The organism is Cellvibrio sp. (assembly GCF_053579595.1).
The window spans coordinates 1-24,982 of the sequence record NZ_JBRFPI010000010.1; the positions used below are offsets into that span (position 1 = coordinate 1).

Here is a 24,982-nt window from a genome sequence, read left to right on the forward strand (position 1 = left end):
AGCCAGTTGGAGTTGCAACTGGGGACGCAATTGTTGTATCGCACCACGCGCCAGATTCGCCTTACCGACGCTGGCCAATTGTATTACGAGAGCTGCCGCCATTTGTTTGATGGTCTGCGCGAGGCGGAATCGCTGCTGCAGCACCATCAGGGCCAGCCGACTGGATTACTTAAGATTACTGCAGCAGCCACCTTTGGCGACCGCTATATCGCCCCGCTGGTGAATGATTTCCAGCTGCTCTACCCACAGCTCAAGGTGAATATGTATTTCAGCAACCGCCAGGTGGAATTGATCGAAGAGGGTTTTGACCTGGGTATCCGCATGGGGGTGATGCGAGAATCAACGCTTATCGCCAAGCGCTTATGTGACAGGCGCGAGTATATCGTTGGTTCACCTGCTTACCTCGCGCGTATTTCGGCGCCGCAAACCCTGACGGATCTGGAGCGTCACAATTGCCTTGTGGGGACGCGTGGTTACTGGCTGTTGAGTCAGCAAGGGCAGCGTAAAGATCTGGTGGTTCATGGCAACTGGCAGGCGAATTCCGGCCCGGCACTGCTGGATGCGGCGCTCAAAGGCCTGGGGTTGGCGCAATTGCCGGATTATTACGTGGATGAGTTTCTTGCCAATGGGCGGTTGGTATCGGTGTTGGATGACTACCGTTTTGCCGATACCGGTGTCTGGGTTGTCTACCCTCAGCAGCGCCATCTGGCGCCCAAGGTAAGGCTGTTTATCGATTTTTTGGTGGAGCGGTTTGCGGCAGGGGTCACGGCATTGGGGTGATGGCAATCGAGGTTACTGGCGCCGCTTTTTTGTGGCGCCGCGTAACATGGCATCGATCAACTCGCGCGCATCAAACTTGGTGAGGGCTTCATCGGCGCCAACCTGACGGGCCTGGCTGACGCTGATGCTGCTGGAGAGTGAGGTGTGCAGGATGATGTAGGCGTTGGCGAGTTGTTTGTCGTCCCGCACGGCGAACGCCAGCTCATAGCCATCCAGGCCGGGCATTTCTATATCGCTGACCAACAGGTCGATCGGCTGCCCCTGTTTGGCGGCGGCGCGCATGATATCCAGTGCTTTCTGGCCGTTATCCGTCACCTGATAATGCACATTGATGGCATCAAGCGAATCACTTAATTGTTTGCGGGCGGTGCGCGAGTCATCTACCAGTAGGATGCGCATGGGGCGCAATTGTTCGCGCTCTATATCGTTGATGGTTGCCATGGCCTTTGCGGCATCAAGCGGGAAGAGGCGCGCCATGATCACTTCTACATCTAACAACTGAACAAGCTGGTTATCCACCCGGGTAACGCCGGTGATGTAAATGCTGTTACCCAGAAATTTGTCCGGCGCGCTGATATCGCGCCAGTTGGTATCGGCGATGCGCTCGATCTGACGCACCAGAAAACCGACTTTTTGGCGCTGCACATCGGTGACAATAATAAAGCTGCTGGCCAGTGCGTCTTTCGGGGTAGCGCCTTTGCCGACAGCGGCGGCCAAGTCAACAATAGGCATAGTCTGCCCGCGCACATTGAGTGCGCCCAAAATACTCGGGTGCTGGTTGACCATGGGGGTGACTGGCTGAAAGGGCACCAGTTCCTGGATTTTAAGCGTGCCCAAGGCAAATACCTGCTGGTTGTGCAGGCGGAATAACAGCAGTCCCTGGGAGTGGTCGGCTTTAGTGGATGGCAAGGTAAGGACTCCTCGCGGATTGGCTTGGTGAACAGGGAGGCTGTGCCTCCCCGGGGATTTAGCGCGCCGCCAATTTGGTGTCAGCGCTGGTTTTGCCCAAGCGCTGGCTGATGTGTTCGGCAATGGATTTTGCATCCAGCCCCTGACTTGCCAGTTGTTGTTTCTGGCTGGCGTGCTCAACAAATTCATCGCCAAAGCCCAGCTGTAATAACGGCACAGTCAATGCGCGGCTATTGAGGTATTCGCTCAAACCACTGCCCGCGCCACCGGCGATGGCGTTCTCTTCCAGCGTCACCAGCAATTCATGGCTGGCAGCCATCTGTTCAATCAGCTCGGTATCCAGCGGTTTCACAAAACGCATATCGCACAGACTGTAGCCAAATTGGTCGGCCACTTGTTGCGCTATGGGCAACAAGGTGCCAAAGCAGAGCAGTGCGACCTGTTTTCCTTCGCGTTTTAGCAAGCCCTTGCCGATGGGTAAGGCGGTCAAGGTTTTTTCAATCGCAGCGCCCGTACCAGTGCCGCGCGGATAGCGCACCGCGGCAGGGCCTGGGTATTGGTAGGCAGTGTAGAGCAGTTGGCGACATTCGTTTTCGTCGCTCGGTGCGGCAATCACCATGTTGGGGATGCAGCGCAGGAAGCTGATATCAAAACTGCCGGCGTGGGTTGGTCCGTCTTCGCCGACCAATCCTGCGCGGTCGATAGCAAAAGTCACATCGAGATTTTGCAGGGCAACGTCGTGTACCAACTGGTCATAGGCGCGCTGCAAAAAGGTCGAGTAAATCGCCACCACCGGTTTTTGCCCTTCACAGGCCATGCCTGCCGCGAGGGTCACGGCGTGCTGTTCAGCGATGGCGACATCGTAAAACCGCTCGGGATAATCCCTTGCGAATTCCACCATGCCCGAGCCTTCGCACATAGCGGGAGTGATGCCGATAAGCTTCTGGTCCTGTGCGGCCATATCGCACAGCCACTGGCCAAACACCTCTTGGTACTTCAACTTTTTCGGGGCATCAACGGCGCCAATCGCCGCCTTTTTCGGTTCGATTTTATTCAGTGCGTGATAGCCCACCGGATCGAGTTCCGCTGGCTCAAATCCTTTGCCTTTCTGGGTGATGATATGCAGCAGCTTGGGGCCTTTGATCTCCCGCAGGTTACGCAGGCAGAGGACTAAATCGCCCAGGTCGTGGCCGTTGATGGGCCCGACATAATTGAATCCCATCTCTTCAAACAGGGTGCCGGGCGACATAAAGCCTTTGAAATGCTCCTCAGTGCGCCGCGCAAATTCCCAGGCGGGCGGAATCTTGCCCAGCACTTGCTTGCTGCCTTCGCGCAATGAGTTATAAAACTTGCTCGCCCAGATTTTGGACAGGTAAGTAGAGAAGCCGCCCACATTGGGCGAGATAGACATATTGTTGTCGTTGAGTACCACTAACATGTCAGTTTCGGTGTGCGCGGCATGGTTCAGGGCTTCAAACGCCATACCGGCAGTCATGGCGCCGTCGCCAATGATTGCTGCAACTTTGCGTTCAATGCCCGCCATTTTGGCCCCGATCGCCATGCCTTGGGCGGCGCTAATGGAGGTGCTGGAGTGGCCGACGCCAAAGGTGTCGTACTCACTTTCTTCTCGTTTGGGGAAGCCCGACAGGCCGTTACCCTGACGAATACTATTCATGCGCTCGCGCCGCGAGGTAAGGATTTTGTGTGGGTAAGTTTGATGGCCTACATCCCAGACGAGGCGATCGTCCGGTGTTTCATACACATAATGCAGGGCAATGGTGAGTTCCACTACCCCTAAACCAGCGCCAAAGTGCCCGCCGGTTTGCCCCACGCTGTAGAGCAAAAACGCTCGCAGCTCATCCGCCAATTGCGGCAATTGCTTCTCGTCCAGCTCGCGCAGGTCAGCGGGGTTATCAATGCTGTCCAGCAACGGCGTGAGCGGGCGACTGGTGGGGATTTCGTTATGCATGCAAGTCATCATTTATAGTTGTGCGGTTTGCCGCTCATAGACGGCTATTGTAGGCGGCTTGCCAGAGGCTTGGCTAGTTCGACCTTTGGACTATATAGCTGGCCAATTGGCGCAAGGGTGCGGCGCTCTCATCAAACACACCAAGCGCGCCAAGTGCTTGACGATGTAATTCGTCCGCTTTGGTTTTGGCGGCATCAAGTCCGAGCAGCGATACATAGGTCGGTTTGTTGCGTGCGATATCCGCACCCTGCTGTTTGCCGAGCGTGGTGGTGTCGCCCGTGACATCGAGGATATCGTCCTGCACCTGAAAGGCGAGGCCGATAGCGGCGGCATAGTTATCCAGCGCCGTTAATTGCTTGTCATCAGCCCCTGCGCTTATCGCACCCATGGCAACGCTGGCGCGAATAAGGGCGCCCGTTTTGTGCCGATGCATAGTTTCCAGCTGTGCCAAATCAAGCTGGTGATCGACGGCGGCCAGGTCGATAGCCTGGCCCAGGACCATGCCGTCCATGCCCGATCCCTGTGCCAGCTGGCGGATTAGCTTGATCTGCGTTGCAGCGGGTAAGTCTGTGGTGGTTAACAAATCAAACGCGAGTGTTTGCAGTCCGTCACCTGCAAGAATGGCTGTCGCTTCAGTAAAGGCGATATGGCAGGTGGGTTTGCCGCGGCGCAGGTCGTCGTCGTCCATTGCCGGAAGGTCATCGTGCACGAGACTGTAAGAATGCAGGCATTCAAGCGCAGCGGCGATGGGGTCGATAAGATCGAGTTTGATCCCGGGTTTGACGGCGAGTGCGGCGGCGTAAGCGAGGATCGGACGCACGCGCTTGCCGCCGTTAAACAGGCTGTAGCGCATGGCGGTGCGCAGCTGGGTCGGGTCTTGTGCGAGCGGTAGATACTGGTCGAGTGCGTTATCGACACGTGCGCGACACTGGCTGACAAATTGGGTAAATTCCTGCGGCATCAGGCATCGCCTTCATCGGTATCAAAAGGCTCAAGGTGGATGGTGCCCTGCTGTTCGATCAGCTTGCTGACTTGCTGTTCGGCGGCGGCCAATCGGGTCTGGCATTCGCGTGTCAGGGCTATGCCGGTTTCAAAAGCCTGCAGCGACTCCTCCAGCGTCATATCTCCCTGTTCCATGCGGTTCACCAAGCTTTCGAGGGTGCTGAGCGACTGTTCAAAATCGACGCCTTTCTTTTTAGGTTGTGAGGTCTTGGGCGGCATGGTTTTTCTCGCAGGATTGGAGGTGGGCGACGGATTATAAACCTGCTCGAACAAAACTGCAGTCGTTTTGGCTGGCAGCTGTGTGAGATATCTCCTACAAAACTTACCGAAATTAGCCACTATTGTCTGACGTCTGATTCATCAATAATGGCAACCAGAGGAAATTGTCGCAGGAAGCGACTCTGGCAAGGAGTAAAATGGAATCAAGCACATCTACCGCCAAGGTCTGGCCAGTCATCCTGTAAAAACCCTGATTGCCCCCTCCTGCGATCAGGGTTTTTCGCATTTTAAGCCCTCTATTTTGCGGCGCCTGTCGCATATTTCATTTATTGTGAACTTCCCCCCTGTTTTACTATCCAAAATGCGCCGAAACTCGCGTCGCAAGCGACTTGCCACACTGATTTTAGTATTTCGCTTTTGTAATATGGATGGAGTAGAATCTCATGGCTTTGATAAACATAACGCACTAAGCTTTTGATACGACTACTAATTGCCATTTCGCTGATTTTTGTCGTATAGCCCGGGCAAGGGAATCAATCAGACCTATGCAAGATAGATCACTTAATCACAGAGCCGCCTTCGAGCAGCGCACCGCCCAGTTGGAAGTCCAGCTGCGCCGTTTTTTTGCGCTTTTAAATCGGGTATCTCTGCAGCGCTGGCAATGGTTGGTAATGTTGTTGCTGGTGATTTGGCTCAGCCATAGTTTGGCGCGCCTGTTTTGGTTGATCATTCCCACGCCGATTATTCCGCCTGCCACCTTGTCACTGGTGGCAGCTGATGCGCAATCTGGTACTGGTACCGCACCTGAAGTGGTTAATATCACCCAGATCACCGCCTTGGCACCTTTTGGCGATACGGCCCAGGAAGTTGCGCCTCCAGCTGATGCCCAGCCGACCACTCAAGGCATAGAGACCGATGCTGCCGACACCCAGCTCAACCTGATTTTGCGCGGTGTGTTGGGCAGCAATGATGAAAAAGCAGGGCGCGCCATTATTGCCTCGGGTGAGCGCGCTGACGTCTACGCGGTGGGCGATACGCTACCGGTTGGCACTAATGTGACTCTCGCCAAGGTGTTGGATGGGCGCGTCATTATCAACAACAATGGTTCCTTTGAATCCCTCTGGTTATTTAAAGAAGATCCCAACGCCCCCAAACTCACTACGTCTTTTGGTGCTCCGCAAGCGGGCGGTGATCCGACTCAGGGGGGGTACGCTAACCCCCCTTATCAACAACAGCCACCGCTCTATGTCGATAAAAGCCCGATAGCGGATTCGCCACGGTTTGGTGCTGATCCATCAGCTGCTGCAGCCAGTAAAACCCTTGCAGATGTGGTGGCAATGAGTATTTACCGCGAGGGTGGTCAGGTGGTCGGTTACAAAATCCGCCCTGGTCGTAACGCAGAGATGTTTAATTCACTGGGCCTGCAGACCGATGACATAGTCACGGCGGTCAACGGTGTGCCGCTGAGCAGCCCGGGAAAAATTATGGAAATTTATAAAAGTATGGGTAGTGCCACATCGGCGAATCTGGAAATCAGACGCGGTGGCAGTACAGTTAACCTAGACGTAATGCTCAAGTGAGGTTTTCGTGATCCGGTTTCATGGTCGTAACAATAACAACATCATCAGCGGCCTTATGTTGGCGACGCTTATGGGCATGAGTGGCGCGGTCTTCGCACAGGTGGAGGCGCAGCCGGTTGACGCGCAAGGCGAGACCCGCTGGGCAGTCAATTTCAACGATACTGATATTCAGGAAGTGATCAAATCCATTGCGGGATTGACGGGTAAAACCTTCATCATCGACCCCAAGGTGCGCGGCCCGATTAAAGTTATCAACTCCAAACCGCTCAACGCCAAAGAACTCTATGAGCTGTTTCTGGCATCGCTGGATGTGCACGGATTTACGGCCGTAGAGAGCGGTAATATTGTGCGCATCGTGATGAACCGGGACGCGCGCAACCTGCCAATCCCGACTGAAAATAACGTCACCAACAAAGATGACCTTTATATTACCCAGGTGATCCCACTTAAAAATACCAGTGCTGCCAAAATTCTGGCCGCTCTGCGCCCCTTGGTTCCGCAGTACGGACACCTCACTACCTACGAGCCAAGTAATGCGCTGATCATTACCGATACGCGTGCCAACGTGGCCCGTATGAATGAATTGGTAGTGCAACTGGATAAAATCGGCGTGACCCATACCGACGTAATCCCGCTGCGCTATGCAAACTCGGCCGACGTGGTAGCAATGCTGACCCAGTTGGAAAAACCCGATCCCAACCGCGGTATGACTACTTCGCCACCAGTGATAGTGGCAGATAAGCGTTCTAACGCCGTAGTGATTAGTGGTGATGACCTGACTCGCCAGCGCCTCAAGTTGTTGGTCGATGATCTTGATCGCCCGCAGTCTAAAAACAGCAATGTGCGTGTCGAGTATCTGCAGTACGCCAAGGCGGAAGATGTCGCCAAAGTACTCTCGGGCATGATGCAAAGCCTTGGTCAGGGTAAGTCCGCCGAGGGGGCTCCCGCGAACGCATCACCGCCAGCTGTACAGGCTGATGAAGCAACCAATTCGGTGCTTATCACAGCCGATGTCGACACTATGGATACTATGCTATCGATTATCGATAGCTTGGATATCCGCCGTCAGCAGGTTTTGGTTGAGGCGATCATCGTTGAAATCACCGGTAACAATGCCAAAGAGATTGGCATCGAATGGATGTATCAAGCGGATGACGCAGGTTTTGGTGGATTTACTTCTGGCGGCGCTCTCGGAACCGTTGCCGGACCCGCACTGAATATTTTGGAAAACCCCGACGATAATACGGCGCTTGCGGCCTTGGCCGGCGGTATCAACTCCGTTAAATCTCCCGTTTTTGGAGTGGGTCGTTTGGGCAGCAAAATCGATTTCCTGAGTGTGCTGAAATTACTGCAAACAAGTGAATCCACCAATATTCTTTCCACTCCCAGCCTGCTCACTACAGATAATAGCGAAGCATCGATTCTGGTTGGGCAGCAGGTTCCTTTCGTGACTGGTTCTTATTCCGGTGCGAACACTGGCGGCACCACTGGTGGGGTTAATTCTTTTGCTAGCCCATTTAACACCGTCAACCGTGAAGATGTGGGTATCAAACTGCAGGTTACTCCGCACATCAACGAGGGTGACAGTATGGTGCTTGATATCGAACAAGAAATCTCCTCGGTCATAGGTAATACCCAAAATTCACCAAACGGACCAACAACCAGCAAGCGTGAAATCAAAACCCAAATCCTTGCGGGCGATGGACAAACTGTTGTGCTCGGCGGTTTGATCGAAGATCAGATCAACAAAGGTGATCAACGTGTTCCTGTGCTTGGCAGTATCCCTGTGCTTGGGCATTTGTTTCGCTCTCAGAGTGCTACTAAGAGAAAAACCAATCTATTGATATTCCTCAAACCAACGATCATTCGTACTAATGAAGTCCTGACTGGTGCAACGGCGGAGAAGTATCGGACGATTAGAAATGAACAAGTCGAGTTCCAGCGCTCACGTGGCATTCTGACGGGGAAACGCGATGTGCCCATACTGCCTGAATGGGAAGAGCAGATTCAGAAGTATATTGATGAGACTAAAAAAGCCGATGCGGCGCCTGCCACTGAAGCCGCTGGGGAATAATCGTGAGCGAGCAAGTATTGGAGCCGCTGACGCTGACCGATGAGGCGTTCGACGAAACCGCAACCGAACCCTCGGTTTACGAGCGGTTACCGTTTAGCTTTGCCTCAGCCCATGGGGTGATGCTGGAAGAGCTAGCTCCCGGGTTGATGCCGCGGGTGTTGCATCGCCCCGGTTTAACGCTGGATGTGTTGCTAGAGTTGCAGCGTATTCTTGGCCCTGGTTTGGTGTTGGAAGAATTGCCCGCCGAGGATTTCCAAAAGCGTCTCACCCGTGAATACCAAAGTGGCGATGGAGCCGCGCAGCGAGCAGCTGAAGACCTTGGCAACGAGTTTGATTTGTCATCTATGGCTGACGATCTGGCTGATCGTACCGATTTGCTTGCCGGTGATGACGACGCCCCGATTATCCGCTTGATTAACGCGATTCTGTCGCAAGCCGTGCGCGAAGGCGCTTCGGATATCCACCTTGAACCCTTTGAAGACCGTGTTTCGGTGCGCTTCCGTATAGATGGCGTTTTGACCGAAGTGCTCTCGCCCAAGGCGGAGTTGGCGCCGGTCTTGGTATCGCGCCTCAAAGTAATGGCTCGCCTCGATATTGCCGAAAAACGTCTGCCCCAGGATGGTCGTATTACTGTGCGTTTGGCAGGCCATGCGGTGGATCTCCGGGTATCAACGATTCCCTCGGCGTTTGGTGAGCGTATCGTGTTGCGTATTCTCGATCAGGCCGCTGGCCAGCTTAAGCTTGAGCAATTGCAGATGCCGCAGCTGGTCTATGAGCGTCTGACCAAAAACCTGCTCAGGCCGCACGGGATTATCTTGGTAACCGGACCCACCGGCTCCGGTAAAACCACCACACTTTATGCGGGTTTGAGCCATATCAATACCCGCAGCCGCAACATTCTCACCGTTGAAGACCCGGTTGAGTACCTGTTGCCTGGCATCGGCCAGACCCAGGTAAATACCAAGATCGATATGACCTTTGCCCGCGGTCTGCGCGCCATTCTCCGGCAAGATCCAGATGTGGTGATGATTGGGGAAATCCGCGACGCAGAAACTGCTGAGATTGCGATTCAAGCATCGCTCACGGGGCACTTGGTATTATCGACACTCCACACCAATACCGCGATCGGTGCAGTATTGCGCCTGAAAGACATGGGTGTTGAGCCCTTTCTGCTGGCGTCAAGTATTGAAGTCGTTATGGCTCAGCGGTTGGTGCGTGTGCTCTGTAGTCACTGTAAACAGCAGTACTTGCCGGTGGAGTCTGAGCGCGAAATGCTCAAACTGCCAGCCGATACGCCCATCTGGCGCCCGGCGCCGAACGGCTGCAAACACTGCAACCACCAAGGCTATCGTGGCCGAAAAGGTATTTACGAATTAATTGAGATCACTGAGCGTTTGCGCCACTTGATTCACGAGCAGGCCGGCGAGCAGGAGTTGTTAGCCGAAGCGCGTAAACACAGCCCATCTATGGGTGACGATGGCCGTCAGTGTGTACTCAATGGCATCACCAGCATTGAAGAAGTGCTGCGTGTCACCACCCAGCTGTAACGGATATCAATCATGGGGGCATACAGTTACAAAGCGCTGACCGAAGAAGGCAAAACCGTCAAAGGCATACTTGAAGGGGATTCTGAGCGGCATATCCGCACACAGTTGCGGGCCAAAAAGCTTAAACCACTTGAGGTCGCCAGCGCGGGTGCGGGTACCGGTACAGATGCTGGTTCTGGCGCTAGCGCCAGCATGGATATATCCGCTTGGTCGCGCCGCCGTGCCGCCAAATTAAGTACGCGCGATCTCAGTCTGATTACCCGCCAGTTGGCCTCGCTGGTTAAATCCGGTCTGCCACTCGATGAGGCTCTTCACGCGACCGCCAAACAGTCGCAAAAAGCCAATGTAAAACGTGTTGTATTGCAAGTGCGTACCAAGGTTTTGGAAGGTTTAAGCTTGGCGCAGGCACTCAGCGACAATCCGGTCGCGTTTGACGATATGTACCGCGCGCTGGTGCGTGCTGGTGAAGGCTCCGGTTTTTTAAGCCCGGTACTGGAACGTTTGGCGGACTACACCCAAACCAGCCAAATACTGCAACAGCGTATCAAAATGGCGATGATTTACCCGGTAGTGATGCTGGTGGTGAGTCTTGCGGTGATAGTCGCGCTGATGGTTTTAGTAGTTCCAAAACTGGTCAAGATTTTTGAGCAGGGCAAACGCGAATTGCCCGCGTTGACCGAGGGGCTGATTGCCACCAGTAACTTTTTGATGAACTACGGGGTCTACCTGTTAGTTGCGTTGTTCGGCGTCTATTTCTCTATCAAGCATTTGATGCGTGACCCCAAACGCTTGCGCGCTTGGCATGTAGTGCAGCTGAAATTGCCGGTGATTGGCGATCTGGTGAAACAGATCAACTCGGCGCGCTTCGCGGCCACCTTGAGTTTGTTGTCAGCCAGCGGTGTTCCGCTCTTGCAAGCTTTGAATATTTCTGGTCAGGTGATGACCAATAAAATCCTGCAGGAGGCCTGCGATACCGTAGCCGCTTCGGTGCGCGAGGGGATGAGCCTGAGCCGGGCGATGGAAAATACCGGGCACTTCCCGCCCTTGCTGGTGCAGTTAGTCGCCAGTGGTGAAACCAATGGCACCTTGCCGCAACAGTTGGATAACGCCTCCAAAGATCAGGAGCGGGAGTTGGAAATGATGCTGGGGGTGGCCATGGGGCTGTTGGAACCAGCGACAATTATTTTTATGGGGGGCGCGGTGTGCGTGATTGTATTGGCGATCCTCACCCCTATTTTCGAAATGACCAAGCTCAGTTAATACAAAGGGGCGGGGTTTTGCAGACCAGTTGATAGTGATGTTTCAGGAGACAGTTATGACAAAAAATATGAAAACAAGAGCAATGAAAGCACGCATGCAGCAAGCGGGTTTTACCCTGGTGGAAATCATGGTGGTGGTGATCATTATCGGCTTGCTCGCCGGTATTGTGGTGCCCAACGTAATGGACAACCTCGATAAAGCCAACGTGCAAAAAGCGCGCGCAGATTTCAGCTCCTTGCAAACCGCACTCAAGCTTTACCGTATCGATAACTTCAATTTCCCGACAACTGAACAGGGTCTGGAAGCACTGGTGACCAAAACCTCTATCGCTCCTGTACCGCGCAACTTCAAGTCTAGTGGTTATATCGACAACCTGAATAAAGACCCATGGGGCAATGATTACCAATACATGAGCCCAGGTGAAGGCGGCAAAGATTACGATATTTACAGTTTAGGCGCCGATGGTGTGAGCGGCGGCGAAGGCCAGAATGCTGATATCAGCGTCTGGGATGAACAATAGGTTTTAACAGCCAAGGGCACCGCCAGTGAAATCCAGCCAACGAGGCTTTACCCTGATTGAGATCATTTTTGTGGTCTTCATTATTGGTATGGCGGTGAGCGTGATTTCTATTTCGGTGGGTGGTAATGCCGCCGCCGATATGACCCGCAAAGAGGCCGAAGAATTTATGCTGCAGGCGGGTTATATCGCTGAGCAATCGGTGCTCAAAGGTGAGACTCACGGCCTGTTTGTGGAGCCACGCCCAGCGCAGGATATCGATGGTCAAGAGCAGTGGTGCTACCAGTGGCGCCGCGTGCGCGACCGCCAGTGGCAGGATCTGCCCGAATTGAGCCAGCACTGTTTGGCGGAAGGGCAGAAAATCGATTTTGTCGTGGAAGATGAACTCTGGGAATTTGATCCCGAGTTGGAATACCAGGAACCGGTAATGGGTTTTTTCCCCAGTGGTGATGGGTCGGGCAAGGTCGAAATCGCTATTTACGCCGAGCAATTGGCCAGCGGTGAGACTGCGGAAACCGAAGAGTTTGAGCTGGATCTTACCGGTGAACTGCACTGGGTGAGTGAAGAAAAACGGGTTGAAGAGGAGCAGCGCGGGCGATGAAATCCTCTCTGTTGCATCGCTCTGTATCGCGCAACAATGCGCGCGGCTTTACCCTGCTGGAAGCCATGATTGCGCTGATGATTGTCGCCATGGCCCTGCCAGCCCTGATTACATTAGTGATGACCCAGTTGGACGGTTCTGCCGCGATCCGTGATAAAACCTACGCCTACTGGGTGGCAGAAAATCAGCTGACGCGGGTGCGCCTGCTTCAACAGCAAAAAGCTAAAAAGGCGCTGATTGATTACAAGGTTCCAGAAAAAGATTCCGGCACCGTAGATATGATGGGGTTGCGCTGGCAGTGGCAACTCAAAAGTATTGCGATGGATACCCTGCCAGTGCCCGGTTTTAAGCGCATTGAAATCGCAGTGCGTCTGTTGGGTACTGCCGATGGTGCGAGCTTGGGCAATTCAGCAGTTGATGAGGATCAGCCGGTGATGGCGCGCTTGACCGGTTATATCAGTGACCCTGAAATTGTGCGGGTGCAACCGTGAAGCGGTCGCAGGGTTTTACCCTCTTGGAAGTGATGATAGCTCTGGTGATTTCGGCGCTGATCGCGGTGATGGCATTTGAGTCGCTCAACGCTGCCGATAATGGCGCCACGCGCACGAATGAAGTCCTGGCCGAGATCAATCGCCTTGACCGCGCCTGGCAAATTATCGCGGCGGATTTGCGCCATGTTATCCCCCCGGCTCAGGCTGATAAAAACGCGGTATTTAAAGCAGAAAGCTTGCGTTCGTCGGGCGAAGATGCAGACCAATTGGTGCTTATGTTCAAGCGCCGTGGCTGGGTCAACTTTTCTAACCTGCCACGCAGCGATTTGCAGCTGGTGGGTTACAGGGTGGTGGACGGTGAGCTCTGGCGCGATTTTGCCCCCGAGCGCAACCTCGAATTAGCGGATGTTGATTTGGAGGAAGATGACGGTATTCATCAGTTATTGCTAGAGGATATCGAGGATCTGCAACTGCGCTTTTTGTTTCAAGGGGCGATTACGTCGCGCGGCAAATCGGCGCTGGAAGATCGCGAGTTCTCCGAAGATTGGTTGCAAAAATGGCCCGACAATAATCAACAGGGTGCCAGCGCGCAGGATTTACCTCTGGCGGTAGAGATTACCATCGAACTCAAAGGAGTCGGCAGCAGTGTGCGTCTCTTCGCCATGCCTGAACAGCAGCAGTAATTTGCACGATCAGCCGAGCGCCGAGCGCGGTACAGTACTGGTGCTGGTGCTGCTAATTGTGGCATTGGTGGCTGGCTTGAGCGTCAAGTTCGCCGCCCAGTATCAGTTGGGCTTGGCGCGTGCAGAAACACGCTGGCATGGCACTCAGGCGCGCGCGTTTTTGGAAGGCACTGAAGAGGTGGCCAAGTTGATGTTTCCCGAGGCTGATATCGACACCAATATCGATTACTTGGGGGAGCCTTGGGCCAGTGAAGTGCCTATTGAAGATGAAGGTGTCTCTGGCTTCGCCAAAATGATGGATGCCACCACTCAATTCAATTTGAACGATTTGGCGCGCCCGATCGACCTGACCAAACCGGACAGGACTCCCGAGCGCTACAGTGAACCGCAGCGCCGGTTTATTCGCCTGCTGCAGACATTTCCTGACCTGCCGCTCGACGAGAACCAAGCGGAGCAGCTGCTGGCAGGGGTCGTTGATTGGATCGATGCGGACGAAAATGAATCTGGTTCAGGCGGTGCAGAATCCAACTTCTACCAAGGTATGAAGGAGCCTTACCGCGCTGCCAATGCGCTGTTTAAATCCGTTGACGAACTGCGTTTGGTACGCGGTTTTAATGAAAGCCCGGTGCTGGTAACACTCTTGCAGCCGTTTGTGACTGCCTTACCGGTTGCCGATGCCGGTTTGAATATTAATACCATGGATTTGGTCGGTCCCTACGGCAAAGGCATCAACAACTTGCTGTTATGCATAAATGGTTCAGCCGATTTGCGGCCGATGAACCCTGCTGATATGGAGCAGTTCATCGCCCTTAGGCCACCAACAGGATTTGCTGATAAAGCGGCGATATCGACAGCTTGGGACACTATGTTTGCTGGCAGGCCGCTTGATATTGACGGGTTGAACACCGCGACCAAATATTTTTGGCTGAATTCGACCGTACAGTTGGTTGACCAACGCCGCAGTATGCGCAGTTTGATGATGCGCGGCGCCGAGCCCGGAAGCTTGAGGGTTATTCGGCGCGATGATGTATTTGAACTTCCAACAGTCGATCGCGGTGAAAAAGATGAAGATGGCGACACCGAATTAGTTGAATAGGCTGCAATCCCAGCTTGCGCGAGTTAACTGAACAACATTCCGATTTAATAACGAGTTAGAGCAAATTATGTCCATGCAATTGGTGCTCTCTGTAACAACCTCCGACGACGGCAAAAGCTTGGCAGACAGCTTTCGCTGGTGCTGGCTGGGTGCCGATGGCGCGCCTGCGGCCGAAGGTGCCAGCGGCGACCGCGAAGCGCTGCGCGCTGCGCTGGGTGATAAACCGACCAATCCGCAATCGGCTTGGGTCATATTGCCCGGCAGTCGCGTCAATACGCGTCAGCTGGAATACAGTGACAAAGAGAAAAAACACCTGCGCAATCTCCTGCCCTTCCAGTTGGAAGATTCAGTGGTGGGCGATGTGGAAGATCTGCACTTTGCTTTGGGTACGCCAGCTGATGGCAAAGTAGTCGTCGCTTTTGCCGATAAAACCTGGTTGCAGGCAGCCTTTGCGGAGCTGGCGGCTTTAGGTATCGAAGTTACCCGCTGCTGGACGGCGCCGCTGACTTTACCACTTGCTGCCGAAGCTGCTACCGATAGTGCCAACCACTGGTCGCTTGGGCTGTATCAAGATCAGGTTTACCTACGTTATGCCAGCACTATGGGATTTAGTGTCGCCCAACAACATGCACGTATGGCGCTACAAATGCTGCTGCGCGATCAGGAACGGGTTGATAGTCTGCCTAACCTGCATTTACGCGCAGCCTCAGAGGCGGATCTCGCCACTTTGGGCGAGTTAATCCCCGCCGAGCTACAGACCGCTATCGCCAGCCAAACCCTCGCTGATGAATGGTCTCTGGATTACAGTAATAGTTCGATCGACCTGTGCCAAGGCGATTTCTCCCAGCGTTTGCCGATCGAGCGCTGGTGGAAACTTTGGCAATCGGTCGCGATTTTTGCCGGCGTTTGTGTGGCGGTGTATCTCGGCACCCTGATGTTTGAAATCCACAAGCTGGGCGGCGAAAACCTGAAGATCCGTCAGGCAATTGAAACTACCGCGCGCGGTGTAATCACCCAGGGCCGGATTGTTGATGCCGAGAAACAGCTAAATACCCTGCTTAAACAATCCCAACCCGTCAGCCAATCAGCCAGTGTGATGGCGCTACTGACGCTGGTGCTGCCGCAAATTGCGCTGGAGCCGAATGTGGTGATAAAGGGAATTTCCTATGCGGGAGAGGCGGGCGAATTGAATATCAGCATTCAGGCCGACAGTTTCAGCGCGTTTGAATCGCTCAGTGAAAAAATCCGTAGCCAGGGGTTAAATGCCGAGACATCGAGCTTTAACGCCCAGGGCAATGTGCAGACTGCACGCCTCAAAGTGACCAAGAATCCTTAACCGGTATGCCGTTATGAACTTGAACCAGCTACTGAACTTTCTCAATAAATACAACCGCCGCGAGCAGACATTGATCCTCGGCTGTGGTTTGGCCGTGGTGCTCTACCTGCTGTGGCTGATGGTGTTTGTCCCCATCCAGAACAAGCGCGACCAATTGCTTGCCGCCAATATCGCCTCCACCCAAACCCTCGGGCGGGTGCAGATAGCCGCAGCGCAAATCCAGCAGCTGCGCACTGCAGGCGCCAGTGCCAGCACTGAAAATATCAGCGGGTTGATCGATACCACCCTGCGCGCTAATGGTCTCGCCATGAGTGGTTTTCAGCCTGGCGCCAATGGCGAAGCGCGCGTGCGCCTGGATCGCGCCGCCTATGGTCCCTTGATGCAATGGCTGTACGACATAGAGTTCAAGCAAGGCATCACGGTGAGTGATTTATCGATTGCCACGACTAACGAGCCCGGGCAGGTAACCGTGAACCTGCGCCTGCAGAAAGCCCATTAACTGTTAAGTAGTATTAACGTCGCTATTGATGCTAGCTACTGCATCGATGAAACTTGTACACGATTGAAACCAGCCCTATGAGCCGTTTACCTGTGTTGTTAAAAACCCATAAAAAACTCTGGATTCCGCTCGGGGTTGCCCTGTTTCTGGTGTTTGTGACCAGCAGTATCCCCGCTATATGGGGAGCGTATTTCCTGACGCGTGGAACCGGTGTCGCCTTGAGCGGGGTGACCGGCACCCTGTGGGATGGCCGCGCCAGTCTGGCCAGTGTACGCATGACTGATCAGGAGTATTCACTCGGGCAATTAAGCTGGAGCCTCGGCCCGCTCTCATTGCTGACCCTGTCACCCTGTGCGCACGTAACCACCAAATTGCCAATGCAAGAGTTTGACGGTGAGATCTGCGCAGGTTCAGGTGGTGCGATAAAAGTGCGCAAGGCAGATGTCTCCTTGCCGGTTGCTTTACTGCAGGCCAAAATTCCGGTGCCTATCCAGGGTCAATTTTCCACCCACATCGATGAACTTGAATTGCGCGGCAATGTACTGCTCAAACTCAAAGGCAACCTCACCTGGAATGGCGCACGCGTTAACACTGGCGCTAACTGGCTGGATATCGGCAGCTACGGTGCCGAACTGAGCGACAACGGCAACAACGGTGTCAGCGCTAAACTCTTCCAATTGGCTGGGCCGGTTGACGTGAACCTGCAAATTGAATTGGCAGCGCCCAGTGGAGGTAAAGTCACTGGCGAACTTGCTGCCCCCAAAGCCTTTTTTGAAGCCGCCAATGCCATCGATATGCTCGCCATGTTTTCCCGGGAAGATCGCGTCGATGAAGAAGGCAAAACCCACTATAGCGTCGATATGAACCTCTGACATCATGCGCTTACTGCTGTGCATCAGTCTGTTAATGGTCTGCCAATTGTGTCTGGCTAAATGGCACGGCGATGCCCAGGATATTATGGGCACCAAAGTCAGCGTGGCGCTTTGGTTGGAAGATGATCAAAAAGCCGAGCAGGCAGTCGCGGCCGTCATGGCGGAAATGCGCCGTATCGATGAGCATTTCAGCCCCTATATCGAAACTAGCGAACTTTACCGCGCCAACCAGTTAGCGCCCAAAGCCAGCGCCAAAAAACCGCTCAGCATTTCGCCCGAATTGGCGGCGATAATTGATAAGGCCAATTACTACGGGGAGTTGAGCGATGGTGCCTTTGATATCACTTTTGCTTCCCTCGGTCGCTACTACGACTACCGCAATAAGCTCACGCCCAGCGAACAGCAGCGCGAAGAGTTACTGCCGACCATTAATTATCGGTTGATTCACCTCAACATCAAAAATAACACCCTCTGGTTCGAACACCCCAAGGTCTATATCGATCTGGGAGGTATTGCCAAGGGATATGCGGTTGATAAATCCATCGAGATAGTGCGGTCGTTCGGTGTGAAACATGCCAGCGTCACCGCCGGTGGTGACAGCCGGGTAATCGGCGATAAATTGGGCCGCCCTTGGTTAATCGGTATTAAAAACCCGCGTGCTGATGCTGTGGCTATTACCTTGCCGTTGGTCGATGTCGCCGTCTCCACCTCGGGTGATTACGAGCGCTACTTTATCGACGATAAAGGCGAGCGTGTGCACCACATTATCAATCCACGCACCGGCAAATCGACCAATGGTGTTAACAGCGTCACTATCATCGGCCCACTCGGATTTGATACGGATCCACTCTCCACGACGGTATTTGTTCTGGGCGCAGAAAAAGGTATGGCGCTGATCAATCGCCTACCGGGTTTTGATGCGGTGATTATCGCCAGCGACGGCAAAGTATCCTACAGTAAAGGGCTTGCGCCACCAAAATAAATGGGTCTTGGTTATCGGAGCGCCTCTTTCCCCCCCATTTCATTTAAAACCATCTAAGCTTTCCCTTAATTCTCACTTTTTGACTGGTCTTGTCACTTTTGTTCAGGGCTTGATCACTGCTCAAAAAAAATAACTCAGGCGCCAGATCAACTGTGCTGACTGTCACATCCAAGAAACGGTTTGGCTTCTAGAATGAATCGATTATGGTGGCGACTAATGCCAATATCGCACTTTACCCGCCACGGACAAGGCGCAGAACCTGTTGATAACGAAAGTCGTCCACTTAGAATTTGGAGAGAGAGCATGATCCACCCCCTGCGCCAGTGGTTTCGTCTGGCTATTTTGATCCCATTAGTATGCTGTTTTCAGGTCTTTGCACAGGCGCCCACCGAGAGCACTGGGCAGGTGGAGTCGCTGAAAGAATCCGTACTCACATTGAACCGCGATCTGCTAATTCTTGAAGAAGAATTGCTCTACCCCGCCAGCAGTCAGGTTGCGGTCTATGTGTCTATGGATCTCGGTACTTATTTCGCGCTGGATGCAATCAAATTGGAAATTGATAACAAGTTGGTTGCCAGTGAGCTGTATACCGACAAACAGACCAAGGCGCTGTTTCGCGGCGGTGTACAGCGTTTGTATCTGGGTAATCTGAAAACGGGCGAGCATGAAATCAGCGCATTTTTTACCGGGCGCGGGCCGCAGCAAGATTACAAACGGGGTGCCAAAATTGTGATCTCCAAAGACCAGGAGCCGGTGGTGTTGGAATTGCGCATCGTGGATTCCAGTGCGCAATTGCAACCGGTTTTTGAAATCAAACAATGGCAGATGTAATGCGCATACCAACCTCAGTGTTGCGCTATTTTCTATTGCTGGCAGCGGTGACAGCTAACCCTGCTGATGCAAAAGAAAAGCCTAAAACCTCCGTTGCCGATTTGCGTTACGGCGTAGCGCTCTATCACTATTATCAACAGGATTATATTGCTGCGCTCGCGGAGTTGATGGTCGCGGATACGCGCGACGGAATTCAAGGTCACGGCGATAATCCTGAATTAATTGCTGGCGGTGTCAGCCTGGCCTTCGGTATGCAGCATCACGCCGAAGGCGTCTTTAATGAAATTCTGCAAGATGAGCGCCGCCCACAATCGGTGCGCGATGCCGCCTGGTTTTATCTTGGCAAGTTACATTACACCCGCGGCGATTGGTCTGCCGCCGAGCAAAGCTTTGCTCGCGTTAGCAGCGAATTCAAACCGTCACTGCGCGCGCAGATGCAAGCGCTGCAAATTAATATCCGTATCCGCAATAAAAATTATGCCGATTTAGCTCTCGATAACATCGATACCGATGAGCTGCGCGCATGGAGCCCCTATACTTTTTACAATCTAGGTGCAGCGCACGCACGTGAAGGTAATTTTGCCAGTGCGCAAAAATTTTTCCGCGAATTGGCGGAGATAGATGTAGTCGAAAATCCACAGCGCCGCAAAGAGCAATGGGCACTGCAAGATAAAGCTTACACAGCAATTGGTTACTCATATCTTGCGGAAAAAAAATACGCCGCTGCGATTCGCGAATTCACCAAGGTGCGGCTCGATGGTGTTTTTGCCAATCAAGCGCTGTTGGGTTATGGCTGGGCTGCAGTAGCGCAGGAAGAATATGACGTAGCGCTCAAGCCCTGGCAATTATTGCGCTCGCGCAGTTTAATGTATCCGGCCGTACAGGAGTCGCTGCTCGCCCTGCCTTACGCCTATGAAAAACTGGGTGCGCAGGGCGAAGCGGTAAACGCCTATCAATCGGCTGAAGAGTTACTCGCACGCGAAATTCAACTAATCCGCGACATGCGTGCAACCCTCACGGAAGGTGAGCTGCTCACCTTGATTGGTAGTGAGCCTTTATCTGCAGAAGATGCTAAAAAAGTCTTACATCCCGAAGTCGCTCAAGATGGCGCACTCACAGCAGTAGTGACCGACGATGGGCAAAACTGGTTGAAGTTGGATAGCACCAGCATTATCAAAACCCGCTCTGCTTACCTCAATGAATTGTTTGCGAAAAATGCGTTTCAAACAGCGGTGCTGGATTTGCGCGATTTGCTGCGTTTGCAAACACTTTTGCAAAATTGGTTGCCCAAGTTGGATGCTTATCGCGAATTATTGTTACAAAAACAATCGAATCGCGAGCGTCAGGAACAACAACTAGCACAACATTGTGCGTCGGAGCAAGAGCAGAAATTACAAGCGGAGCGCGCTGCCCTTGCAGAGCAACTGGAACGGATAAGTAGTAGTGAAAACTATATGGCACTTGCTGATGACGAGACCCGTGCATTGTACGGGCGCATCGAGCGTGGTCAACAGACAATCGCACGCATGAAAGCTGCTGGGCAAGATACTAGCGAGCTCGAAACCCGGGCCAAAATGTTTGGCGGCATTTTGTTGTGGCGTGCCGCGCAGGAATATCCCGCGCAACTCGCCGCACAGCAAACTGAATTAAAAGTCATTGATGCCAGCCTCGCACAAATTGCCAAGACCAGACAACATATCGAAGAAATTACTGCCACCAGCATGGATATCCAACCGACGCTGGCGCGCCTGCAAATATTGCAAAAAGATGTCAGTGCACATCTTGAAAATACCGACCAGCTTATCGCTCAACAGAGTGGCTTGTTGCGGCAACAAGTGGATCAACAATTGGCGGCACATGAAAAACGTTTGAATAATTATTTGGCGCAGGCGCATCTCGCCGTTGCACGTTTGTACGATGCCGAGTTAAGGAATCAACCAGAATGATGCACCTTAACCACGCCATTTTTCGACACACTTTAATCGCGCTGGCAGTGAGCGCAGTGCTGCAATTGCAAGGTTGCAGCATGGTAGGTTTAGGTGATGATGGGCGCGGTAAAACCCTTGCCGATTTGCCCGCAGCTAAATTGCCTGATGCCAAAGCCAAAGTGGCAGTGCTTGATATGGCGCGCATAGAACAAAGTTACCAGCGCGCGTTGTCCGTTGCCGAGGATCCTGCGCTGCGTCAACAAATTTTGGTGCGCCTTGCCGATTTGGAAATGGCGCGCAGTGAAAAAGCGCAACTTGATGCAAGCGATATGCGTCGTCATTACGACAAACCTATCGCCATGTATAACGAGTTGCTAACCATGCAGGGGAAAGGTGTTGAGCCAGCAAAAGGCATAGCTGCCGATCAGTTGCGCTACAAGCTTGCCAAGGCGATGTCGCTCGATGGCCGCAACGATGAAGCGGCGGCGGTGCTTGATCAATTGGTCGTAACCAACCCTGATTCCAAATTTATGGCAGAAACCCAATTTCGCCGTGCGGAAAAATCCTTTGCCGATGGCGACTACGCTGCTGCAGAACGCAATTACGATGCGGTAGTAAAAGGCAACAATCCCGAGCTGCAACAAAACGCGCTCTACATGAAAGGTTGGGCGCAATTTAAGCGTGGCGATTACGATCTTGCGCTCGGCTCATTTGCGCGCGTACTCGATCAATTAATTGGTCATGCCAAAAATCCTAATGACGTTGATGCGGCGCTCACTGATATAGGTGCATCAAAAGCCAATTTGGTGAAGGATACTTTGCGAGTGATGGGGCTATCGCTCTCTTATCTCGAAGGTGCAAAATCAATCAGCGAGTTGCAAACCCAATTGGGCGGCGGCCGCGCCTACGAATATTTACTTTATCAACAGCTTGGTCAATTGTATCTCGATCAAAGACGTTTCACCGACAGCGCTGAAACTTATCAACATTTTGTGCAGCACAATTCCAATTCGGATTTTGCGCCCAGCTTTAGCATCAAAGTCATCGATGTTTATCAGCAGGGTGATTTCCCTAGTTTAATTTTACCTGCCAAACAGGATTTTGTTGAGCGCTACGGCATCAGCAGTAATTACTGGACGCAGCGCAAGGGCGCAATTGGCGATAACGCGCTCGCCTACTTGCATCAATCTTTGCAAGAGCTGGCGCAGTTTGAGCACGCGCAAGCACAGGGTTTTAGGGCAGCGAAAAATACTGATGCAACTGCTGCCTTCGGGCGCGCCGCAAAATGGTATCGCGAATTTGTACAGACCTTTGCAAAAGATGCGCAGGTGGCGGAGATGACTTTCCTGCTGGCGGAGTGTCTCAATGAAGCGGGCGATTTACCCGCTGCTATGGATGCCTACGAGCAAGTCGCTTATGGTTATATGGATAAATTGCGCGGTGCCGACGCTGGCTACGCGGCAATTTTGTTGCCGCAACAGTTAATCCAATCAGCGCGTAGCTTGCCCGACAACCGTTTGCAGGAATGGCAAAACCGTAAAATCCAAAACGCATTGAATTTTGCTGATGTTTACAACACTGATCCGCGTGCCGTAGTAGTGCTCGCGGAAGCGGCCAATGATTTGTTGCAAAAAAATCGCTATGTCGATGCAAAAATGGTGGCCGAGCGTGTGATCGAGTGGCAACCACCTGCCGAAGGAAAGTTATTGTTTTCCAGTTGGTTGATTCTCGGTCACAGTCGCTTTGAAACCAAGGAGTATGCAGCGGCAGAGCAAGCTTATGTGCAAGTATTAAATTTACTGCCTGCATTCGGAAAAAGCCCAGGCGCACCCAGTGCGCAACAAGTGCGTGAGCGAATTGCCGCGAGTATTTATCAACAGGCTGATGCCAGTTTGCAGTTTGGCGATAAAGATTCCGCTATCGCACAATTGCTGCGTATCACCCAGGTTACTCCCGATACCGAGATCGCCGCTAAAGCGCAATACGATGCTGGTGTCTATTTAATCGAGCAAGAAAAATGGGCGCAGGCTGAAAATGTGTATTTAGGCTTCCGCAAAAAATATCCCAACCATCAATTGATTTCTACTTTGCCTGCCAAGATGGTGTTGATTTACCAGAACCAAAGTAAATGGCAGTTAGCGGCCGATGAATTGGTGGTAATGGAGCGCACCAGCACAGATCCGGATGTGAAGCGTCAATCGCTCTATATGGGTGCCGAGTTGTATGAGAAATCCGGTAAACGCGCGCAGGCGATTGAACAATATCGCCGCTATGCAACAGAATATGCGCGCCCACTCGCCAACAATCTGGAAGCGCAATTTAAATTAACTGAATTGTATGGTGCTGCGGGTGATAAAGAAAAACGTCTGTATTGGTTGCAAAATATTATTAATACCCACAACCGTGCAGGCAGTGCAAAAACAGATCGCTCGACCTATCTAGCTGCGAGTGCCCAGGCGGAATTATCACAACCGGCTTACGATGAATTTACCCGCATCCAGCTAACATTGCCGCTCAAAACCAGTTTGCAACGCAAACGAGCTGCATTGGAAAAAGCACTTAAAGCGCAAGAGCAGGTTCTGGCGTTTGGTGTAAGTGAATTTACTACCGAAGCGAGTTTTAAAATTGGTGAAATCTATGCGCAGCTCAGTCGCGATTTAATGAATTCCCAGCGGCCCAAAGATTTGGATGAATTGGCGCTCGAACAATATGAAATTCTATTGGAAGAGCAGGCTTATCCATTCGAAGAAAAGGCGATTGAAATTCATCAAACCAATGCCCAGCGCAGTTGGAAAGGTACTTACGATGCCGGTGTAAAACGTAGTTTCGATGCGCTCGCCAAATTATTGCCAGCACGCTACAACAAAACCGAATCGCGTTTGGAGGTGAGCAATGAAATTCACTAAGCTCGTCGCCAGTTTATTAATATTCGTTTTGGTTGGCTGTGCGTCTGAGCCAAGGAAAAAAAGCACAGGTGCGAAAGAAGATGCGGCACCAAGTCTTGCAGCTGCGGGCACCTCTATATTGCCAGCAGGACCTGTAACCCCTAATCCCTATTTGCAAAACAAAACCTCGGTAAGCCGACAAACGCAGCAAAATTTTACTGATGCTACCCGTGCTATACGCAATAAACAGTGGGTACAGGCGGAATCCCTGCTGCAAAAAGTGATTGCTGAGAACAATAAATTATCGGGTGCTTATCTCAATTTGGGATTGGTCTATCGCGCTCAAAAAGAAGACAAGCGTGCAGAACAGGCGTTTAACGATGCGATCGCGGCAAACCACACCAATCTTGATGCTTACAACCAATTGGCGATATTGCAGCGCGAAGTGGGGAATTTTTCTGGTGCGGAAATAAATTACAAAAAAGCGCTGAGCATCTGGCCGTTCCATCCCGAGAGTCATAAAAATATCGCGATACTTTACGATTTATATATGGGCAAAAGTGCCGAGGCATTGCCGCACTACGAAGCCTATTTGCAATTGCTCGGCGGCGAAGACAAACAAGCCACCAGTTGGATTGCAGATCTGCAGCGGCGTTTAGGTATAGCGCCTAAACCAAAAGCGGCCGCGCCAGCAGATGAATTGCCGACTGAGACCACCACGGAAACTCCAGCAGAGGAAGTGAGTGATGAATAAAATTTTATTTGTAGGCTTGTGTATCGCAGCGTTAAATACGTATGCACAAGAGCCAGAGGCGCCGTTAGAGGCTGATGTGGTTGCTACTTCAGCGCCAGAAAAAAAAGTGTCTGCCGCTGCGGATAAAAAAATGGTGCGCGAAGCCAATATTAATTTGCAAACCACAG

General features: G+C 52.5%; 22 protein-coding genes. 18 read left to right on the forward strand and 4 right to left on the reverse strand.

The genetic code is table 11. From position 1 onward, the window contains the following. A partial coding sequence (locus tag ACWA6V_RS01310) for a LysR substrate-binding domain-containing protein (protein WP_449520816.1) occupies positions 1-780 on the forward strand: 780 nt, incomplete at its 5' end. A 12-nt stretch (positions 781-792) separates the two neighbouring features. On the opposite strand, the gene ACWA6V_RS01315 is transcribed toward ACWA6V_RS01310, so the two are convergent. The 4 genes from ACWA6V_RS01315 to ACWA6V_RS01330 all read right to left on the reverse strand — a co-directional run bounded on the left by ACWA6V_RS01315 (position 793) and on the right by ACWA6V_RS01330 (position 4,879). Continuing rightward, positions 793-1,689 (reverse strand): chemotaxis protein, encoded by an 897-nt coding sequence (locus ACWA6V_RS01315; RefSeq protein ID WP_449520817.1) that lies wholly within the window; start codon positions 1,687-1,689, stop codon positions 793-795. A 58-nt stretch (positions 1,690-1,747) separates the two neighbouring features. Then, a complete protein-coding gene (gene dxs, locus ACWA6V_RS01320) occupies positions 1,748-3,658 on the reverse strand; it encodes a 1-deoxy-D-xylulose-5-phosphate synthase (RefSeq protein ID WP_449520818.1) in 1,911 nt (636 codons plus the stop codon). 73 nt (positions 3,659-3,731) lie between these two features. Then, a complete protein-coding gene (gene ispA, locus ACWA6V_RS01325; RefSeq protein ID WP_449520819.1) occupies positions 3,732-4,619 on the reverse strand; it encodes a (2E,6E)-farnesyl diphosphate synthase in 888 nt (295 codons plus the stop codon). Next, a complete protein-coding gene (locus tag ACWA6V_RS01330) occupies positions 4,619-4,879 on the reverse strand; it encodes an exodeoxyribonuclease VII small subunit (protein ID WP_449520820.1) in 261 nt (86 codons plus the stop codon). The genes ispA and ACWA6V_RS01330 overlap by 1 nt, the downstream gene beginning before the upstream one ends. A gap of 545 nt (positions 4,880-5,424) precedes the next feature. Between ACWA6V_RS01330 and gspC the strand changes: the two genes are divergently transcribed. The 17 genes from gspC (at position 5,425) to ACWA6V_RS01415 (ending at position 24,815) form a co-directional block, all read left to right on the forward strand. Continuing rightward, positions 5,425-6,459 carry a type II secretion system protein GspC gene (gene gspC / locus ACWA6V_RS01335; RefSeq protein WP_449520821.1) on the forward strand — a complete coding sequence of 345 codons (1,035 nt, stop codon included), beginning with the start codon at positions 5,425-5,427 and terminating at the stop codon, positions 6,457-6,459. 7 nt (positions 6,460-6,466) lie between these two features. Next, positions 6,467-8,533 (forward strand): type II secretion system secretin GspD, encoded by a 2,067-nt coding sequence (gene gspD, locus ACWA6V_RS01340; protein ID WP_449520822.1) that lies wholly within the window; start codon positions 6,467-6,469, stop codon positions 8,531-8,533. 26 nt (positions 8,534-8,559) lie between these two features. Beyond that, positions 8,560-10,080 (forward strand): type II secretion system ATPase GspE, encoded by a 1,521-nt coding sequence (gene gspE, locus ACWA6V_RS01345; protein WP_449520837.1) that lies wholly within the window; start codon positions 8,560-8,562, stop codon positions 10,078-10,080. Between the two features lie 12 nt (positions 10,081-10,092). Next, complete coding sequence (gene gspF / locus ACWA6V_RS01350) at positions 10,093-11,340, forward strand: type II secretion system inner membrane protein GspF (RefSeq protein WP_449520823.1); 1,248 nt, start codon at positions 10,093-10,095, stop codon at positions 11,338-11,340. Between the two features lie 55 nt (positions 11,341-11,395). Continuing rightward, positions 11,396-11,860, forward strand: coding sequence for a type II secretion system major pseudopilin GspG (gene gspG, locus ACWA6V_RS01355; RefSeq protein WP_449520824.1), 465 nt, complete (start codon positions 11,396-11,398; stop codon positions 11,858-11,860). Between the two features lie 25 nt (positions 11,861-11,885). Then, positions 11,886-12,458 carry a prepilin-type N-terminal cleavage/methylation domain-containing protein gene (locus tag ACWA6V_RS01360; protein WP_449520825.1) on the forward strand — a complete coding sequence of 191 codons (573 nt, stop codon included), beginning with the start codon at positions 11,886-11,888 and terminating at the stop codon, positions 12,456-12,458. Beyond that, positions 12,455-12,949 (forward strand): type II secretion system minor pseudopilin GspI, encoded by a 495-nt coding sequence (gene gspI / locus ACWA6V_RS01365; RefSeq protein WP_449520826.1) that lies wholly within the window; start codon positions 12,455-12,457, stop codon positions 12,947-12,949. Before ACWA6V_RS01360 ends, gspI begins: the two co-directional genes overlap by 4 nt. Continuing rightward, positions 12,946-13,632, forward strand: coding sequence for a type II secretion system minor pseudopilin GspJ (gene gspJ / locus ACWA6V_RS01370; protein WP_449520827.1), 687 nt, complete (start codon positions 12,946-12,948; stop codon positions 13,630-13,632). Before gspI ends, gspJ begins: the two co-directional genes overlap by 4 nt. A 1-nt stretch (position 13,633) precedes the next feature. Then, positions 13,634-14,728 carry a type II secretion system minor pseudopilin GspK gene (gspK, locus tag ACWA6V_RS01375; RefSeq protein WP_449520828.1) on the forward strand — a complete coding sequence of 365 codons (1,095 nt, stop codon included), beginning with the start codon at positions 13,634-13,636 and terminating at the stop codon, positions 14,726-14,728. Between the two features lie 67 nt (positions 14,729-14,795). Next, positions 14,796-16,064: a type II secretion system protein GspL gene (gene gspL / locus ACWA6V_RS01380; protein ID WP_449520829.1), complete on the forward strand. Its 1,269-nt coding sequence runs from the start codon at positions 14,796-14,798 to the stop codon at positions 16,062-16,064. 13 nt (positions 16,065-16,077) lie between these two features. Then, entirely contained in the window at positions 16,078-16,563 is a 486-nt protein-coding gene (gene gspM / locus ACWA6V_RS01385; protein ID WP_449520830.1) for a type II secretion system protein GspM, read from the forward strand. A 77-nt stretch (positions 16,564-16,640) separates the two neighbouring features. Next, the gene (locus ACWA6V_RS01390) at positions 16,641-17,435 is read left to right on the forward strand and encodes a type II secretion system protein N (RefSeq protein ID WP_449520831.1); all 795 of its coding nucleotides are present in this window, start codon (positions 16,641-16,643) and stop codon (positions 17,433-17,435) included. 4 nt (positions 17,436-17,439) lie between these two features. After that, complete coding sequence (locus ACWA6V_RS01395; protein ID WP_449520832.1) at positions 17,440-18,417, forward strand: FAD:protein FMN transferase; 978 nt, start codon at positions 17,440-17,442, stop codon at positions 18,415-18,417. 303 nt (positions 18,418-18,720) lie between these two features. After that, positions 18,721-19,248 (forward strand): AraC family transcriptional regulator, encoded by a 528-nt coding sequence (locus ACWA6V_RS01400; RefSeq protein WP_449520833.1) that lies wholly within the window; start codon positions 18,721-18,723, stop codon positions 19,246-19,248. Further along, on the forward strand, positions 19,248-21,194 hold the full coding sequence (locus tag ACWA6V_RS01405; protein WP_449520834.1) for a hypothetical protein: 1,947 nt from the start codon (positions 19,248-19,250) through the stop codon (positions 21,192-21,194). Before ACWA6V_RS01400 ends, ACWA6V_RS01405 begins: the two co-directional genes overlap by 1 nt. Beyond that, entirely contained in the window at positions 21,191-24,082 is a 2,892-nt protein-coding gene (locus tag ACWA6V_RS01410; RefSeq protein ID WP_449520835.1) for a tetratricopeptide repeat protein, read from the forward strand. Before ACWA6V_RS01405 ends, ACWA6V_RS01410 begins: the two co-directional genes overlap by 4 nt. Beyond that, entirely contained in the window at positions 24,069-24,815 is a 747-nt protein-coding gene (locus ACWA6V_RS01415; RefSeq protein WP_449520836.1) for a tetratricopeptide repeat protein, read from the forward strand. The genes ACWA6V_RS01410 and ACWA6V_RS01415 overlap by 14 nt, the downstream gene beginning before the upstream one ends. The last annotated feature ends 167 nt before the right edge of the window (positions 24,816-24,982 follow it).